The 16,680-nt window shown below is 73.1% G+C and carries 17 protein-coding genes; 7 read left to right on the top strand and 10 right to left on the bottom strand.

Going from position 1 to position 16,680, the window contains the following annotated elements; translation table 11 throughout:
• Positions 1-208 precede the first annotated feature (208 nt).
• The 4 genes from AB0C03_RS25785 to AB0C03_RS25770 form a co-directional block, all read right to left on the bottom strand.
• Positions 209-2,254, bottom strand: coding sequence for a sulfatase-like hydrolase/transferase (locus AB0C03_RS25785; protein WP_051708519.1), 2,046 nt, complete (start codon positions 2,252-2,254; stop codon positions 209-211).
• Positions 2,247-3,680: a class I SAM-dependent methyltransferase gene (locus AB0C03_RS25780; RefSeq protein ID WP_030332609.1), complete on the bottom strand. Its 1,434-nt coding sequence runs from the start codon at positions 3,678-3,680 to the stop codon at positions 2,247-2,249. Before AB0C03_RS25780 ends, AB0C03_RS25785 begins: the two co-directional genes overlap by 8 nt.
• A gap of 17 nt (positions 3,681-3,697) precedes the next feature.
• Positions 3,698-3,847: a hypothetical protein gene (locus AB0C03_RS25775; RefSeq protein ID WP_165947858.1), complete on the bottom strand. Its 150-nt coding sequence runs from the start codon at positions 3,845-3,847 to the stop codon at positions 3,698-3,700.
• 217 nt (positions 3,848-4,064) lie between these two features.
• Positions 4,065-5,906, bottom strand: a complete 1,842-nt coding sequence (locus AB0C03_RS25770; RefSeq protein WP_357639354.1) for a glycoside hydrolase family 15 protein — start codon at positions 5,904-5,906, stop codon at positions 4,065-4,067.
• 68 nt (positions 5,907-5,974) lie between these two features.
• Here AB0C03_RS25770 and AB0C03_RS25765 point away from each other — a divergent pair, with 68 nt between their 5' ends.
• From AB0C03_RS25765 to AB0C03_RS25755, 3 genes are read left to right on the top strand one after another with little or no spacing between them, the layout of a single operon-like run.
• Complete coding sequence (locus AB0C03_RS25765) at positions 5,975-7,189, top strand: D-arabinono-1,4-lactone oxidase (protein WP_030332605.1); 1,215 nt, start codon at positions 5,975-5,977, stop codon at positions 7,187-7,189.
• Positions 7,189-7,563 carry a sensory rhodopsin transducer gene (locus tag AB0C03_RS25760; RefSeq protein WP_030332602.1) on the top strand — a complete coding sequence of 125 codons (375 nt, stop codon included), beginning with the start codon at positions 7,189-7,191 and terminating at the stop codon, positions 7,561-7,563. The genes AB0C03_RS25765 and AB0C03_RS25760 overlap by 1 nt, the downstream gene beginning before the upstream one ends.
• Positions 7,564-7,610: 47 nt before the next feature.
• Positions 7,611-8,735 (top strand): FUSC family protein, encoded by a 1,125-nt coding sequence (locus AB0C03_RS25755; RefSeq protein ID WP_357639350.1) that lies wholly within the window; start codon positions 7,611-7,613, stop codon positions 8,733-8,735.
• Positions 8,736-8,746: 11 nt separating this feature from the next.
• Here the strand turns inward: AB0C03_RS25755 and AB0C03_RS25750 are convergent, their stop codons facing one another.
• The 3 genes from AB0C03_RS25750 to AB0C03_RS25740 form a co-directional block, all read right to left on the bottom strand.
• Positions 8,747-10,258 carry a sensor histidine kinase gene (locus AB0C03_RS25750; protein ID WP_400445735.1) on the bottom strand — a complete coding sequence of 504 codons (1,512 nt, stop codon included), beginning with the start codon at positions 10,256-10,258 and terminating at the stop codon, positions 8,747-8,749.
• Entirely contained in the window at positions 10,236-10,982 is a 747-nt protein-coding gene (locus tag AB0C03_RS25745) for a response regulator transcription factor (protein ID WP_030332598.1), read from the bottom strand. The genes AB0C03_RS25750 and AB0C03_RS25745 overlap by 23 nt, the downstream gene beginning before the upstream one ends.
• A gap of 98 nt (positions 10,983-11,080) precedes the next feature.
• A complete protein-coding gene (locus AB0C03_RS25740) occupies positions 11,081-11,371 on the bottom strand; it encodes a DUF8847 domain-containing protein (RefSeq protein ID WP_245233643.1) in 291 nt (96 codons plus the stop codon).
• Between the two features lie 128 nt (positions 11,372-11,499).
• On the opposite strand from AB0C03_RS25740, the gene AB0C03_RS25735 reads away from it, so the two are divergent.
• The 4 genes from AB0C03_RS25735 (at position 11,500) to AB0C03_RS25720 (ending at position 14,972) form a co-directional block, all read left to right on the top strand.
• Positions 11,500-12,438, top strand: a complete 939-nt coding sequence (locus tag AB0C03_RS25735; RefSeq protein WP_210867006.1) for a serine/threonine-protein kinase — start codon at positions 11,500-11,502, stop codon at positions 12,436-12,438.
• Between the two features lie 70 nt (positions 12,439-12,508).
• Entirely contained in the window at positions 12,509-12,934 is a 426-nt protein-coding gene (locus AB0C03_RS25730; protein WP_030332593.1) for an OsmC family protein, read from the top strand.
• A 58-nt stretch (positions 12,935-12,992) separates the two neighbouring features.
• Positions 12,993-13,232 (top strand): hypothetical protein, encoded by a 240-nt coding sequence (locus AB0C03_RS25725; protein WP_357639346.1) that lies wholly within the window; start codon positions 12,993-12,995, stop codon positions 13,230-13,232.
• 891 nt (positions 13,233-14,123) lie between these two features.
• Positions 14,124-14,972 (top strand): hypothetical protein, encoded by an 849-nt coding sequence (locus tag AB0C03_RS25720; RefSeq protein ID WP_210867005.1) that lies wholly within the window; start codon positions 14,124-14,126, stop codon positions 14,970-14,972.
• 151 nt (positions 14,973-15,123) lie between these two features.
• Here AB0C03_RS25720 and AB0C03_RS25715 read toward each other — a convergent pair whose 3' ends face one another.
• The 3 genes from AB0C03_RS25715 to AB0C03_RS25705 all read right to left on the bottom strand — a co-directional run bounded on the left by AB0C03_RS25715 (position 15,124) and on the right by AB0C03_RS25705 (position 16,634).
• A complete protein-coding gene (locus tag AB0C03_RS25715) occupies positions 15,124-15,642 on the bottom strand; it encodes a F0F1 ATP synthase subunit B family protein (RefSeq protein ID WP_357639341.1) in 519 nt (172 codons plus the stop codon).
• Between the two features lie 113 nt (positions 15,643-15,755).
• On the bottom strand, positions 15,756-16,202 hold the full coding sequence (locus AB0C03_RS25710) for a response regulator (protein WP_030332583.1): 447 nt from the start codon (positions 16,200-16,202) through the stop codon (positions 15,756-15,758).
• A gap of 84 nt (positions 16,203-16,286) precedes the next feature.
• On the bottom strand, positions 16,287-16,634 hold the full coding sequence (locus AB0C03_RS25705; RefSeq protein ID WP_030332581.1) for an STAS domain-containing protein: 348 nt from the start codon (positions 16,632-16,634) through the stop codon (positions 16,287-16,289).
• Positions 16,635-16,680: the final 46 nt, after the last annotated feature.

Below are 16,680 nucleotides of genomic sequence, written 5' to 3'. Positions count from 1 at the left end.
TACCGTAATTGCGGCTCGGGGGACAACGCCCGCCGTGGTTCGGCGGTGAGGTATGCGTCACCCGATTCCCGACCAGGCGGCCGGGAAACCCGGCATCCCGCCAACCGGGACCGGACCGGACCGGACCCGGAAGCCAGACCGGACCGACCCCCGGCAACCAGGCCGGGCCAACCCCGGTAACCGGGCTGGGCCGACCCCGGAGGCCAGGTCACGACAGGGTGAGGCGGCGCAGCGCACCGTCCGCCGCGACCTGGTAGACGTCGAGTGTGTTGGTGCCGGCGTGGAACAGCTTGTCGTCGGCGAGCAGCGCGGCGAACCGGCGTCCGCCGGGGTCGGCCGGCACCACCGGGACGACCGCGCCGACGCGACCGTTGACGGCGACGGCGAGCAGGGTGCCGTCCGGGATCCGGTCCGGGACGTCGCCCCAGACCAGCGCCGGCAGGGTGCCGGTGTCCGGGTCGGTGGCGGTGAACGCGGCCAGGTCGGCGACCCGGGCGCTGCCGGCGGCCGGGCCGGCGCGTACCTCGGTGCCGACCAGAGGGTGCGGTGTGGGCAGCGGCGGCGGGGTGGGTACGCCGCCGGGGAAGGTGACCGGTTCGCCGGGGCGGTCGTAGAAGTGCTTCGTACCGTCGGTGCGGGGCGCCTGCCGGGCGGAGCGCCCGTCGACCCGCCAGGGCAACCGGATGCCGGCCTCGTCGGCCACCGTCGGCAGCAGGTCGACGTGTTCCCAGTTGCGGTCGTCGACCCGGCCGGTCTGCTGCCGGGGTTCCTTGACGAACGTCGGCACCCAGGCGACCTCGCCGGCGGCGGCCTTGATGGCGTCCATGCCCCGGCCCTGGGCGCCGGGGCGGAAGCTCACCCCGTGGTCGGCGGTCACCACGACGAGCGCCTGGTCGTAGAGGCCGCTGGCGCGCAGCGTCCGCAGTGTCTCGCCGATCAGCCGGTCGGTGTAGCCGAGCTGGGCGAGGTGCCGCTGCCGGGCCAGGTCGACCCAGCCGGCGCCGTCGTTGGGCAGGTCCTCGGGGGCGTCGTAGCGCGCACCGGACGGCAGGTACGCCCACGGTGAGTGCGGCATCAGCAGGTGCAGGAAGTGCAGGGTGGGGCGGGCGGTCGGCTTCAGGCCGGCCAGGAAGCTGGTGAACCGGGCCGGTTGGTTGTCGTCCAGGCTGTCCCACCGGAACTTCGGGTCGGCCGGCACCGGTTCGGCGGCGTCCAGGCCGGCTTCGGCCCGGGTCTGCTCGCGATAGGAGTCTTCCGGGTCGACGGTGCTCTCGGTCGGCCCGGCGACCCGGCCGAGCAGTTTGCCGGTCTCGCGGACCAGCACGCCCATCCCCTGTTCCGGGGTGACCGGCTGTTCGCACCGGCTGGGTGGGCACAGCCGGGTGATGCTCTCCTCGGCCTTGATGTCGTAGAGGCCGCCGAAGGCGGTGAAGATGTTGTCCGGGTACTGCGAGTAGTGCGGGGCGACGGGCTTCGCCGGGTAGCGGCCGGTGAGCATCGCCGGCAGCGCGTTCGGTGTCCACCCGCTGACCCCTGTCGAGTTGCGGTACCAGGTGGAGGCGCCGGCCAGTTCGGCGAAGTGCGGGTACCGACCGGCGTCGATCTGTCCGTCCGGGCCGAGCAGGCTGACCAGTGGCAGCTCGTCGAGGATCAGCATGACCACCGGTGGGTGCACGGCCGAACCCTGCGCGGTCCCTGCCGCACCGCCGTCGCCGCGCGGCAGGACCACCGCCGAGGTGGGCGAGACGAGCAGGAAGAGCGCCACGAAGGCCACCGGGCCGGCGGCGGCCAGTCGCAGGGCCCGGCCCGGCGCCCGCCACCGCCGGTGCGCGAGCGCGCCGGCGGCTCCGGCCAGCACGGCCACCAGCAGCAGCGGTACGCCCCGAAGCGGCGTCACGTGTCGGCCCACCTGCACGGCGAGCGCGGCGACCAGCAGCCCGACCAGCCCGGTGTGGGTGACGGCGCGGGCGGTCCGGCCGGCGAGTCGGCTGAGCGCCCCGAGCAGCGCCACCGCGACGGTGGGAACCACCGTCACCAGGGCGACCAGCAGCAGGATCTCGGCCGGGTCGGCGCGGTGGAAGAGGAAGAAGTCGGGGCTGCGGCCGAGCACGTCCAGCAGGGGTTGGGTGACCACGAGACCGACCAGCGCGACGATCTCCAGCAGCCGGCCCAGCTCTGCGCGCCAGCCCCGCTCCCACCGCCCGGCCGGCGGGTCCGGCAGGGCGGGCGGGTCGACGGAGGCCGGTTCAGCCACCCATCACCGTCCGGTAGAGGGTGCGGGTGCCCGAGGGCAGCTCCAGCCGGTCGGTGATCCGTCCCCGGGCGGCGAGCACCGTCTCGAAGGCGTCGCGGCGGTAGTCCGGGAAGAGGTCGGCGGGCTTGTTGGCCAGCAGCCGGGTCGCCATCGGGTCCTCCGGGTGGACGAACTCCACCACCACCGCCCCGCCCGGTGCGGTCAGCCCGGCGAGCCAGTCGACGACCTCCGGCAGCGGCACGTTGCGCCCGATCGCCAGGTGGTGCACGACGGCCAGGGCGAGCACCACGTCGGCGGACGCCCGCTCGGCGAAGCCGGCCCGCTCGACGCCGCGCCAGCCGCCGCCCGGCGAGGGGTCGGCCAGGTCCAGCACCAGCGGCAGGATGCGGCGCTGCCCCTCGGAGCGCAGTTTGCGGTACAGCTCGTCGACAACGGCCGGGTCCTGCTCGACGGCGACCACGTAGTCGGCGTGCCCGGCCGCCAACCGGGAGTACCGGCCGTCGTTGGCGCCGAGGTCGAGCACCAGGCGGGGGCGGGTGCCGGCGGCAGCCACCGAGGCGGCCACGAACTGCTCCTTCGCCACCCGGTCGCGGGCCGAGTAGCCGCAGGTGCGCTGGTAGTCCGACCAGTGGGTCCCGGCCGGGCGGTGCTCCAGCTTGCGGACCAGTTTCTCGATGCCGCGGACGGTGGCGAGCAGCAACTCCCGGGAGAAGCCGGCAGCCCGCAGTTGGTCGCGGACCTCGGTGGTGCTGGCGGCGGCGTTGCGTTGCTGCATGGCCCCGTGCAGATGCAGGTGGGTCAGCACGCCGGGGCGCAGCCGACGGGCACCGGTGAACAGGGGCCGCAGCTCGTCGGCCTCGATGCCGTCGACCCGGGCGCGCAGCCAGGGTTGGAAGTCGACGCCCAGGTGGGCGGTGAGCATCAGCGGGTAGAGCACTGTCTGGCAGAACTGCCGGTAGCCGGCCCACGGTTCGCCGTCGCGGACCGGTTCGAACGAGCCGATGTCGATGAAGACCGGTTCGGCGCCGCGCCACTGGAGGTTGTACGCGGAGCCGTCCTTGGTGGTGAAACCCTCGCCGAGCGCGGCGTTGAGGATCTCCAGGTGCAGCAGGGCGGCGTCGCGCAGCATGCTGAACGACCACTCGTACGGGTGGGAGACGAACGGGATGCGCTCGTGACGCAGCACGGCGGCCCACGGTGTTCCGGTCGCGGCGGGCACCAGTGTGGGCGGGGCGTCATCGGTGGCGCAGACCTTGCGCGCGGCGACGAGTGCCGGAAAGAACGTGCTGCCGGTCAACGCCCGCCAGTGCTGCGCGGCCTGGGGGTCCAGCCCGCGCAGCACCTCGTCGCCGACGTGGAAGACCCGGTTGGCCGGGTCGCGGAAGGAGGCCGGCTCGGGCCGTACCCCGGTGGGTGAGATCGCCATGGTCGGGACTGGCCTGCTCAGCGCTGGTCGGTGGGTTGCCGGCGGAACCGGTCGACGAGCCGTCGCCAGTAGAGCTTCGCGGCGACCGCGGCGCCGGCCACCCCACCCACGACCGCCTGCACGATCAGGCTGCCGGACCCCGCGTCCAGGTAGGCCAGATGTTCCACGGATCGCTCCTTGCCCTCGCCGTCTCGACACCGGCATCCCGGTCATCACCAATGAGGCTTTTAACCCGGAAAGCCGGACTTGTCCATCACCGTACGCTGGTCCCCGTTGCCGTCGCGGGCACATCGGCGGACTCCCAGACTCGGCACAGAATGCGGCAACGACGGCCGGGCACGCCGGCACGCTGCGGACACGCGCTGGGACCTCACCGAGACGCGGTCAGCCGTCGGCTGTTCCCGGTCGCGCCGCCCGTTGCGCCCACGCGTGCAGCGCGTCGCGGTCGCCGGCACCGTCGAGGTTCAGCGCCGCCTCGATCAACGCCAGGTGGGTGAAGGCCTGCGGGTAGTTGCCCAACGCGGTGCCGTCGGCGTCGAGCTGCTCGGCGTACAGGCCGAGCGGCCCGGCGTACCCGCACAACTGGTCGAACAACTCGGCGGCCTGCTCGCGTCGCCCCGCCAGGACCAGGGCCGAGACCAGCTCGAAGCAGCAGAGCAGGAACGCGCCCTCCTGCCCGGGCAACCCGTCGTCGGCCGTGTACCGGCGGATGAGCGCCGGGGCGACGGCCAGATCCCGCCGGATGCGATCGATGGTGGACAGCACCCGCGGGTCGTCACCGGCGAGGAACCCGACCAAGGGCATCCGCAGCAACGACGCGTCGAGTTCGGTCGAGTCGTACGCCAGCACAAAGCTGCCGATGCCGCTGTCGAAACCACGCTCGACGACCTCGGCGTGGATGGCGTCGCGCTCCCCGCGCCACCGCTCGACGGGGGCGTCGTGGTCGCCGACCAGGTCGGCGAGGCGGATGCCCCGGTCGAGGCAGACCCAGGCCATCATCTTCGAGTTGACGTAGTGCCGCAGCGGCCCGCGGATCTCCCAGATGCCGTGGTCCGGCTCCCGCCACCGGGTGGCCATGGTGTCCACGTGCCGGCGCAGCACCTGCCACTGCTCAGTGGTCAACTCGCCGGTGAGCTGCTGGTACGACAGCGTGGCGTCGAGCACGTGCCCGTACGTGTCGAACTGCAGCTGGTGGGCGGCCTCGTTGCCGATACGCACCGGCCGTGAGTCGGCGTACCCGTCGAGGTGCTCAAGCACCGCCTCCTCGCGGGTCACCCCGTGGATCCCGACGAGGGGGGTGAGAACCTCGCCGGCACAATCGCACATGGTGAGCAGGAAGTGCAGGTAACGACGGCCCTCCTCGGCGTGACCCAGCCGGAACAGCGCGAGCAGCAGCAGCGCGGCGTCGCGGTGCCAGGTGAAGCGGTAGTCCCAGTTGCGCACGCCGCCGATCTCCTCGGGCAGCGAGGCGGTCGGCGCGGCGAGCAACGCACCGGTCTCGTCGAACGACAGGCCCCGCAGGACGGCCGCGCTGTGCCGCACCTCGGCGCTGCCCCGCCCGGTGTAGTCGGTACGGTCCGTCCACTCCCGCCAGGTCCGGCAGGTCCGCGCCAGCAGCTCGGCCGGGTCGACCTCGTCGATGCGGCCGGGGCCGTAACCGAGCAGTACGTCGACCGTCTGCCCCGCGCGCAGCACCGTTTCGGCGCGCAGCGTCGCGCCGTCGACCCGGAACGACAGCCCGGAACGCAGCCGCAGCCCCGCCTCGGCGGCCACCCACTGGCCGTGGTCCCACCGCCAGTCCACCGGGCGGGAACCGTACCCGGGGCGCGGTGTCACCTCGGCCCGTACCCGCACCGACCCGGCACCCACGTGCAGGCGGCGCACCAGCAGCATGTCCGCGCGGAACGGCTGCGCCTCGTCGCCGGTCCGGACGGCGAGGAAGTCCTGACCGGTCGCGGTGCCACCGGCGGCCCGGTACGCGCTCTCCACCACCAGGGTGCCGGGCAGGTACCGGCGGACCGGCGCGGCGTCAGCGGCGACGGAGAAGGTGAACGCGCCACCGACGCGACGGTCCAGCAGCCGGGCGAAGACCGCGTCGCCCTCGAAGTGCGGCACACAGAACCAGTCGACAGCGCCGTCCGCGCCGATCAGCGCCCCGGTGTGGGTGTCGGAGAGGAACGCGTACGAGTCGATCGGCGGCGTGCTCGCGGAGCCGAAGGCCGGCACGCGACTGCCTACCCGGCGGGTCGGCGCGGAAACGCGACTACCGGTCATGCCGGTGGGTACACCGCCGCATGCGACAGTTCGTCAACTGGTCCGGCAGCCTCTCGTTCACCGCGAGGGAGTTCGCCGAGCCGGCCGACGAGGACGCGGTGCGGGAGCTGGTCGTCCGGGCGCGGGAGTCCGGGCGGACGATCCGGCCGGTCGGGTCGGGCCACTCGTCGAGCCCGCTGACCCGCACCGACGACATCCTGCTCAGCGTCGACCGGCTCGCCGGTGTCATCGCCGAGGACGCCGACCGGGCGCGGGCCTGTGCGGGCACCAAACTCAAGGCCCTCGGTGAGGGCCTGTACGACGCCGGGCTGGCCATGGACAACCTCGGCGACGTGGACTACCAGTCGATCGCCGGCGCGACCGCCACCGGCACGCACGGCACCGGCGTCGGTTTCGGCAACCTGTGCACCCAGGTGGTCGGCGTCCGCCTGGTCACCGGCACCGGCGAGGTGCTGGACATCTCCGCCGACGACAACGCGGACCTGCTGCCGGCGGCCCGGCTCTCGCTGGGCGCTCTCGGGGTGGTCACCCAGGTCACCCTGGACGTGCAACAGCAGTACGAGCTGCGCCGTCGGGCGTGGTGCGCGCACGTCGACTGGACCCTCGACCACCTCGCCGAGTTGCAGCACACCAACCGCAACATGGACTTCTACTGGTACCCGCGCAGCGACCAGACCCAGATCCGCACCCTCAACCGGTCGGACGGGACGTCCGGCGAACGGGTGTGGGCCGCGCCACGGGTGCCGGACTCCGGCCCGTGGGGTGCGCCCCACGAGATCCGGTCCGGTCCGATCCACCGCACCATCCCCCAGGAACGGGAGCTGCGGTTCGAGGAGATCGAGTACATGCTGCCGTCGGAGGCGTTCCCGGCCTGCTTCGCCGAGGTCCGACGCCGGATCCTGCAACGGCACCGCACCGTCGTCGGCTGGCGGGTCCTGGTGCGCACCATCGCCGCCGACGACATCTGGTTGAGCAACGCGTACGGCCGACCGACCACCACCATCGCCTGCCTGCAGAACACGTCGCTGCCGTACGAGGACTACTTCCGGGACATGGAGGCGGTCTTCCGTCAGTACGGCGGCCGGCCGCACTGGGGCAAGAAGCACTGGATGACTGCCCGTGACCTGCGGCCGCTCTACCCGCGGTGGGACGACTTCCAGGACGCCCGCCGCCGGCTCGACCCGGACGGGGTGTTCCTCAGCCCCGACCTCGCCCGGCTGCTGGAGGAGAGCTGATGACCGAGATCGGGGCCCGCCTGTGGGTCGTGCCGGGCGGGCACATCCCGTTCCCCAGCACCGGCCCGGAGCCGGCGTTCACCAGCTTCGACCAGCTGTGCGTCCTGAACACCACCGACACCCGCGCCGACACCGAACTGCACCTCTACTACGCCGACGCCGAGCCGGTCGGTCCGTACGCCATCACCGTCGACGCCCGTCGGGTGCGCCACGTGCGACTCAACGACCTGATCGACCCGGAGGCGGTGCGGCTCGACCGGCCGTACGGCTGTCTGCTGCGCTCCCCGGTGCCGGTGGTGGTGCAGTTCCTGCGCCAGGACACCCGGCTGCCCGGGGTGGTCGCCCTCACCGCGGCGATGGCGTACCCGGCGTAGCCGTTCGGCGCAGGTTCGGTCGGGGGCCGGGCCGGGTAGCCCCCGCCATGAGACTCACGGCCGGGACGCGGACGGCGGGCAGGCTGCGGACCCGCGCCGGGCGGGCCGTGCGGGAGAGTCGCCAGCGGATGCGGCTCTATCTGATCGTGGCGCTCCAGGCCGGTGTGGCTGCCGCCCTGGCCTGGCTGGTGGCCCGCGAACTGCTCCGCAACCCGGAGCCGACCTTCGCGCCGGCCGCGGCGGTCGGTGTCATCGCGGCGTCGCTGGGCAACCGTGCTCACCGCGCGCTGGAGCTGGTCGCCGGGGTGGTGCTCGGCATCGGCGTGGGTGATCTCCTGATCAGCCTGTTCGGCACCGGCCCCTGGCAGACCGGTGCGATCGTCTTCCTGGCGATCACCGCGTCGGTGCTGGTACGCGGCACCGGCGCGCTGATGACCCAGGCCGGTGGTACCGCCGTGCTCATCGCCACCCTCACCCCGACCGCGCCGGACCTGGAGCTGCCCCGAACGATCAACGCCCTGGTCGGCGGGGCGGCGGGGCTGTTCGTGATGCTCGTCCTGCTGCCCCTCAACCCGATGCGGATGGTGCGCCGCTCCGCCGAGCCCGCCCTGAACCTGTTCGCCCGGGAGATGACCGCCTCGGCGCAGGCGCTGGCCGAGGCGGACTGGGGCCGCGCGCGGGCGGTGCTGGACCGGATGCGTGCCGCCGACCCGCAACTGCGCCAGCTCGTCGCCGTGACGACCGCCGCCGACGAGGTCGTCCGGCTCTCCCCGGTGCGGTGGCGACGACGCCGGGCGATCGCCACCTACCGGGCCGGGGTGACGCACATGGAGCGGGCCTTCCGCAACAGTCGCGGTCTGGTCCGCCGCATCGGCACCACCCTGCGCGACGAGGAACCGGTGCCGGCGGCGCTGCCCGCCGCCGTGGAGCACCTCGGCGAGGCGGTCCGGCTGCTGCACCGGGAGTTCGTGGCCGCGCAGGAGCCGGTGCGGGCCCGGGAGCGGGTGCTGCACGCCGTCCGGGAGGCGGGCGTGGCCTGCCGGCAGGACCTGGGTTTCTCCGGGACGATAGTGGTCTCCCAGCTGCGGACCGCCGCCAACGACCTCCTCCGAGCCACCGGCGTGCCTCGGGACGAGGCACGCCGGCTGGTCCGCGAGGCCGCCGCCGGCTGACCGGCGACCGGTCACGCCGGTTCGGCGTCCGCTGTGGGATTCGGCAACCGGACGGTGAACACGGTCCGACCCGGACGGCTGTGCACCCCGACAGTGCCGTGGTGGGCCTCCACCACCGCCGCGACGATCGCGAGGCCGAGACCGGTGCTGCCCTGCGCGCGGGACCGGGAGCTGTCGCCCCGGGCGAAGCGCTCGAAGATCTCCGGTTGCAGCTGCGCCGGCACCCCCGGCCCGTCGTCGGCGACGGTGAGCACGGCGTCGGTGCCGTCGACGGCCAAAATGGTGGTGACGGTGCTGCCCGGCGGGGTGTGCACCCGGGCGTTGGTGAGCAGGTTCGCCACCACCTGGTGCAGCCGGGCGGCGTCGCCGGGCACCCGGATCGCCACCTCGGGCAGGTCGAGCTGCCAGCGGTGGTCGGGGCCGGCGACGTGCGCGTCGCTGACCGCGTCCACCACCAGGGCGGTCAGGTCGACCGGTTCGACAGCGAGGGGACGGCCGGTGTCGAGGCGGGCCAGCAGCAGCAGGTCGTCGACGAGGCTGGTCATCCGGGTGCTCTCCGACTCGACCCGGCGCAACGCGTGCGCCACGTCGGCGGGTACCTCGTCGCGGCCGCGCCGGGCCACCTCGGCGTAGCCGCGGATCGCCGCGAGTGGCGTGCGCAGTTCGTGGCTGGCGTCGGCGACGAACTGGCGTACCCGGGTCTCGCTGGCCTGCCGGGCGGCGAGCGCGTCGGCGACGTGGCCCAGCATCCGGTTCAGCGCCGCGCCGACCTGACCGACCTCGGTGCGTGGGTCGGTGTCGGCGGTCGGCACCCGGACCGCGAGCGCCACCTCCCCACGGTCCAGGGGCAGCTCGGTGACGCGGGTGGCGGTGGCGGCCACCCGGTGCAGCGGTCGCAGGGTGGCCCGCACGATCAACGCCCCGGCGGCACCGGCGATGACCAGCCCGATCGCGGCCACCCCGAGCTGCGCCGCGATCATCCCCCAGACGATCTCCTGGACGCCGGAGAGGGGGATCGCGACGACGCGTACCCGGCCGTCCCAGTACTGCCGGGCCACGGCCCGGTAGTCGCCGCGGTCACCGAGGTCGACGGTGCGCGGTGTGGTGTCGACCGGCAGGTCCGCCAGCGCGGCGACCTCCCCCACCGGCACGGACCGCGGGTCGGGGAACGCGTTGGAGGCGCTGTTGGTCAGGGTCCGGGCGCTGGTCACCCGGCCGTCGGTGATCTCGGCGACCACGGTGCCGGACGGCAACCCGGGTGGGATGCCCGGTCCGTTGCCGGGGAAGGCCGGCCGGCCCGGCCGGTCCCCCCGCATGGCCGTCGCGGGGGCCAGCTGGGCGTCCAGCCGGTCGATGAGGAAGTGCCGCAGCGCCACGGTGGTCAGGCCACCGATGGCGACGCTGACCAACGCCAGCAGCGCGAGCAGGGCGAACACCAGTCGGGTACGCAGGGAGCGCCCGGCCAGCCAGCCACGGACGGCGCGCAGCGGACGGCGGTGGCTACTCGGCGGGTTTGAGGACATAGCCCGCGCCGCGCAGTGTGTGGATCATCGGCGGCCGACCGGCGTCGATCTTCTTCCGCAGGTACGAGATGTACAGCTCCACCACGTTGGCCTGGCCGCCGAAGTCGTAGTTCCACACCCGGTCCAGGATCTGCGCCTTGCTGAGCACCCGGCGCGGGTTGCGCATCAGGTAGCGCAGCAGCTCGAACTCGGTGGCGGTGAGGGTGACGAGCTGGCCGCCCCGGCGGACCTCGTGGCTGTCCTCGTCGAGGCTGAGATCACCGACGGTCAGCACCGCCTCCTCCCGGGCGGCGACCGCGAGCCCGGAGCGGCGCAGCAACGCGCGCAGCCGGGCGATCACCTCCTCCAGGCTGAACGGTTTGGTGACGTAGTCGTCGCCGCCGACGGTCAACCCGGCGATGCGTTCCTCGACCGCGTCGCGGGCGGTCAGGAAGAGCACCGGCACGGTCGGGGCGTCCTCGCGCAGCCGGCGCAGCACCTGGAAGCCGTCCAGGTCGGGCAGCATCACGTCGAGCACCACCGCGTCCGGTTGGAACTGTCGGGCGGTGCTCAACGCCGCCATGCCGCTGCCGGCGGTGCGCACCTGCCACCCCTCGTAGCGCAGGGCCATCGACAGCAGGTCGGTGAGCGTGGGTTCGTCGTCGACGACCAGCACCCGGACGGGTTCACCGTCGGGGCGACGCAGCTCGATCCGGCTCGGCGCGGCCTGCCCGTTCATGACCATGCCCCCATCGTGGCCACGATGCCTGTGCCGGGCCCCTGCGGACGCTGTGTGCCAGCTGTGCGGCCGGGCCGCCGCCACCGGTCAGCCCCGCCTCATGGTCACTCGGACACCCCGTAGGCGTCGGTGCGCACGAAACGCATGCTCCAGCCACCAGCCTCGTCGGGCCGGTCGCGTTCGTAGAGATGGTCGGGGCCGGGCTGCACCGGGCCCGTACCGTCCGGGTGCCGCATGATCCAACGCTGGGGTGGGGCGCCGTCCGACCCCGCCGGCAGCAGCCGGACCAGGCCGTCCGCGGGCCCGCCGACGAAGCGTACGGTGACCTCGCCCATCGCGGTGTCCCCCCAGGTGACCGTGCCGGCACAATCGGTGACACCGGCTCTGGCTCGCAAGCTACCGCACCCCGCCGCCGGGGCGCAGCGAGTGCCCGGGGCCGTCCGGCCTCGGTTTGCCCAGTTCGGAGTACGGGTACCGCGATCGAGCACCCGGCCGTCGGCGGGGCGAGGGCGAGGAGTGGTCGATGCGGACGCTGGACGGGCGGTACCGGCTCGAACAGCGCATCGGGGTGGGCGGGATGTCCGAGGTGTGGCGGGCGTACGACCAGGTGCTGGACCGGCCGGTCGCGGTGAAGCTCATCTCGCCCGGTCGCGACGACCAGGACGGCCCGGTGGACCGGATCCGCGCGGAGGCCCGGTCGGCGGCCCGCCTGGAGCACCCGAACGTGGCGAGCGTGCACGACTTCGGCACCTCCTCGACGTGGCCCGGCCGGCCGGTGTCCTACATCGTGATGGAGCTGGCCGAGGGTGAGACGCTCGCGGTGCACCTGCGCTCCGGGCCGCTGGACTGGCGGATCGCGGTGCGGGTCTGCGCGGAGGTCGCCGCCGCGCTGGCCGCCGCGCACGCCGAGGGCATCGTGCACCGGGACGTCAAGCCCGCCAACGTGATGCTCACCCCGGCCGGGGTGAAGGTGCTCGACTTCGGCATCGCCATCGCCGCCGGTGCACTGGACCCGATGCCGTCCGGGGTGGTGCTCGGCACCCCGGCATACCTGGCGCCCGAACAACTGGAGAAGACGCCGGCCACCCCGGCCGCCGACATGTACGCCCTCGGCGTGCTGCTCTACTACAGCCTGACCGCTCGCCTGCCGTACCGCGCGGAGACCGCCAGCGAACTGCTCCTCGCCCGCCGCTGTCAGCCGCCGGAGCCGCTGCCCGACATCGCCGGGCTCCCGGCGGAGGTCGCCGAGCTGTGCCACTCCTGCCTCGCCGACGACCCCGAGCAGCGTCCGAGCAGCCTGGTCGCGGCGCTGCTGCTGGCCGAGGCGGTGGACGCCCGGGTGTACGTGCCGATGACCATCCCGACGGCCCGACGGCCGGCCCCGACATCGCCGTGGACCGAACGGGCCGCCGCGGAGGCCACCGAGGCGGTGGCACTGGTGGACGAGCCCTCGCGGCGCTGACCGTACGGCGCACGGCGTTTCGCCGGGCGACGGCGGGGTAGCCGGCCTGGTGAGCGACGGGAGAAACGCGATGCCGGATCAGAGTTCCTGGCTGCGTGAGGCCACAGCGACCGCCGAGGGCGGTCACGTACGCACCGACGATGGCGGGCTCTCCACCGCGCTGGCCTCACCGCTGGCGCCGCACTGCACCGGGCTGACCCCGGAACAGTTGCTGGCCGCGGCCTTCGCCTCGTGCCTGCACCACGCGGCGGTGGAGGTGGCCGGGGAGATCACCGACGAGGCGCACACCGTGCAGGTCCGGGCGGAGGCGAAGCTGGGACGCGACAACGACGGCCGGTACCGGGCCGACGTGCACGCGGAGATCTCCTCGGCCGGCCTGAGCCGAGATCAACTGGCCGACCTGGTCGAGTACGCCGACCGGCTCTGGCCGTTCTCCAGCGGCGACGCCAGCCGGCACCGGCTGACCGTCACCCCGGCCGAGAACGGCCGACACTGACCCGCCGGGCGGGCCCGACCCGACGATCGTGACGCGTGTCGGCCCCGCATGATCGTGCTTGATCCTGGTTGTAGGTGCCTCGTTCCTGCTTGAGGGCCCTGTTTCCTGGATCGGGCACGATCTTGCCGAGGGCCTCGGCGACTTCGTCTACGACGCCGACGGGCACCGCGGCCATCACCCGCTTGATCGACTCGGGTTCCTGAAAGTCGCGGCGTCCAGGTGGCGGGGTTTACCCCGACTCGTCTACGACGCCGACGGGCACTGCGGCCATCACCCGCAGATCGACTCGGGTTTCTGAAAGTCGCGGCGTCCAGGTGGCGGGGTTACCCCGACTCGTCTACGACGCCGACGGGCACTGCGGCCATCACCCGCTGATCGACTCGGGTTTCTGAAAGTCGCGGTGTCCAGGTGGCGGGGTTACCCCGACTTCATGAAAGCCGAGTGGATCATGTCGGCCTGCGTCGTTCGCGCAGCCTGACTGGGCCGACCCGGGCGCACCGCGCCGTGCGGCAACCCCGATGGTGGTGAACAACCGGTCGATCAAGACCCTTGCCCGGCCGCCCAGCAGGACCCGCGACCAACCTGCGCCGGCCAAACCGGCCTCCGCCGGCCTCCGCCGGCCTCGCCGGCCTCGCCGGCCGAACGAGGCACCACACTCTCAAGATCGTGCCCGATCCAGTAAACAGGCCCCTCCCCATGCCGAGGAGGCCACTACAACAAGGATCGAGCACGATCATCGCGAGCGGCGAGACCGCCCCCACCACCAAGCGAACCGACGGCGGTCAGTGGGAACACTCCCGCGGGCCGAGCCAGGGGGCCGGGTGTCGCAACCCGGCACCATGACCCGGCACCGTGACGCGGCACCATGACGCGGCACGCCGATGCCTGCCGATCGCGGCACTTCGCTGCGCCGCCGCCGGAGGATCGGCCGAGGGAGCGGTGGGCTTTCCGGGGGGCATCGCATCGGGTGTTCGGTGGAACCTGGAGCGCGGTCGGACGTCGGACCGACGGCCCCTCGCCGCGAGCGCATTCACCCGGCAAGTCGGGAATAACCGTCTGGAGGCATCCGCGAGGTTCATCAGCTTCGCTCTGCTTTTGCCCGCTAAAGTCATCATGATCAGGGCAAATTGTGGCGCATGCCACCGTACCGGCCTATGGCATCGGGCATTCAGCTCTTTAGCCTCGGCAGGTGCATCCCGACGACCCCTCCGCCCAGAAGCTGACCGACGCGCGCCCGACCACCCCACCGGACGACGCCGCATCAACCGAACGGACGATCGGCCGTCACCGCGCTCCCGAACCGCGACGACGGGCCCTGCTGGGCTCGACCCCGGTGCGGGTGGCGCTGGCCACCGGTGTCACCTGCTGCCTCAGCCTCGTCGCGGTCGCCACCGCCCAGGGCAACGACGACACCCCCCGTACGGTCGAGCCGCTCGCCGAGGCGGTGGCCGAGCGCGCCGCCATCGCCGACGAACGCGCCTCCCGGTCACTGGACCGCGACCTCGCCCCCGCCCGGGTCCTGCCCAGCCCGACGGCGAAGCCGACACCCACCCCCACCGCCGTCCGCAAGACACCCAAGAAGCCGGTCAAGCCCCGTCGGCCCCGGCCCGTCGCCGGCCTCGACCAGGCCCAGATGGACAACGCGAAAGTCATCGTGGACGTCGGCCTGGAGATGAAGATGCCGCGCCGCGCCCTGGTGGTGGCGTTGGCGACCGCCATGCAGGAGAGCAACCTCTACAACCTGGCCAGCGACGTCCTGCCCGAGTCGGCGCAGTACCCGAACCAGGGCAGCGGCTCCGACCACGACTCGGTCGGGCTGTTCCAGCAGCGGCCCAGCAGCGGCTGGGGCACGGTGGCCCAACTGATGCGTCCGTCGTACGCCGCCCGGGCCTTCTACAGCGCGCTCAACGAGATCCCCGGCTGGCAGGACATGAGCGTCACCTCCGCCGCCCAGGCCGTCCAGATCTCCGCCTACCCCGACGCGTACGCCCAGCACGAGGACCGGGCGACCACCGTCGCGGCCGCGCTCACCACCTGAGCCGGGCGACCGACCCCGCGCCCACGGGCCTCAGCGACGACCCGGCGGCTGCACGCCCGGGTCCGGCCCACCGGCCTCGCGCGCACAGGCCCAGCGACGACCCGGCGGCTGCGCGCCCGGGTCCGGCCCACCGGCCTCGCGCGCACAGGCCTCAGCGACGACCCGGCGGCTGCACGCCCGGGTCCGGCCCACCGGCCCCGACGCGGCTGCCCGGCATGCCGGCGGCGGCGGTCGGGGTGTCCGCGGGCACCTGGTCGACCGTCACCTGGCTGAGGACCTCCTCCACCCGCGCCTCGCGCCGTCGACGGGCGTCCAACGCCGCCTCGACGTCACGTCGGGCCTGCACGGCCTCCGCGTACGCCTGCTCGCGCACCCGCCGTGCCTCCTCGCGGGCCTCGTCCAGCTCGACGCGGGCCCGGGCCAGGATCTCGGCGGCCTCGCGCCGCACCGCGTCCCCGGCGTGCCGGGTGACGGCGGCGTCGCCCAGGTCCAGCCGTTGCAGCAGCCCGCTGAGCCAGGCCGCCTCCTGACGGATCTCGTCCCACTCCCGGGCCGCCCCGGCCGCGCTCTCGGCCCGCGCCGCGAGCCGGGACAGCCGGATCCCCAGCTCGTCCAGGCAGTAATCCACCTGCCGCTGGTCGTAACCGATGTCAACGACGGAGAACCTCATACTGTCGCCCCCAGGCAGCCGCTGTTACTTCCCCACCTGGATCCTCGGCCGGGACCGCTCGCGCCGAGGAGGTTCGGGGAAAATGTTCAGCATCCGCTCAGGTGGCGGCGGCGTCAGGTGCGCTTGGGCAGCACCACGACCCGACCGAAGAACTCGTCGATGCGGCGGACCACGTCGTTGAAGTCGTCCAGGTCGATCGGCTTGGTGACGTACGCGTTGGCCTGCAACGTGTAGCTGCCGACGATGTCGGTGTCGGCGTTGGAGGTGGTCAGCACGACGATCGGGATGGTCCGCAGATCCTCGTCCTGCTTGACCGCACCGAGCACCTGCCGACCGTCCATCCGCGGCATGTTCAGATCCAGCAGGATCACGTCCGGTCGGTGGGCCTGCTGGTGCCGGCCCTCGGCGCGGAGAAACTCCATCGCCTCCTCGCCGTCACTGACCACATCGATGATCTTTTCGACGTCGGAGTCCGCCAGCGCCTCCTCGATCATCAGGACGTCACCCGGGTCGTCGTCGACCACCAGGATGCGTACCGGCTGCGGGCTGTCTACGCCCATCACTACCTGCCTCAGAGTCGGCGGAGACGGGACCCTGACGGTCACCGCGCTGGCGGGAAAATGCTGGCGGGGAAATCTAGCCCATCAGGACGCACTGCGGGACGCGGGGTCGACCGACTCCGGTTCGTAGCGCAACACGTCGGCGAGGCCCGTCACCCGCAGCACCCGCTCGACCCGCCCACGGGCGCCGGTGAGCCGGAGCCATCCCCCGTCGGCGGCCGCTCGGTTGTCACCCCGGACGAACACGGCCATCCCGGTGGAGTCGCAGAACGTGAGGTCGGTCAGGTCGAGCAGCACCCGGGTCTCGCCCGCCGCGGTGAGCCGGTCGATCACGGCGGACAGCTCGGGGGCGGTGCTCAGATCCAGCTCGCCGACGAGCCGCAGGTAGGCGCCACCACCGCCGCGCTCGACGTAGTTGACGCTGAACGTCACCGTTCTCCCCCTCGCTCCACCATGGGTGGGACGTTTGCAGTCCGGC

The organism is Micromonospora parva, from assembly GCF_040649675.1.
GTDB classification, from domain to species: domain Bacteria; phylum Actinomycetota; class Actinomycetes; order Mycobacteriales; family Micromonosporaceae; genus Micromonospora; species Micromonospora parva.
The sequence above is the reverse complement of the archived record's forward strand: the minus strand, read 5'-3'. Positions and strand labels throughout refer to the sequence as shown.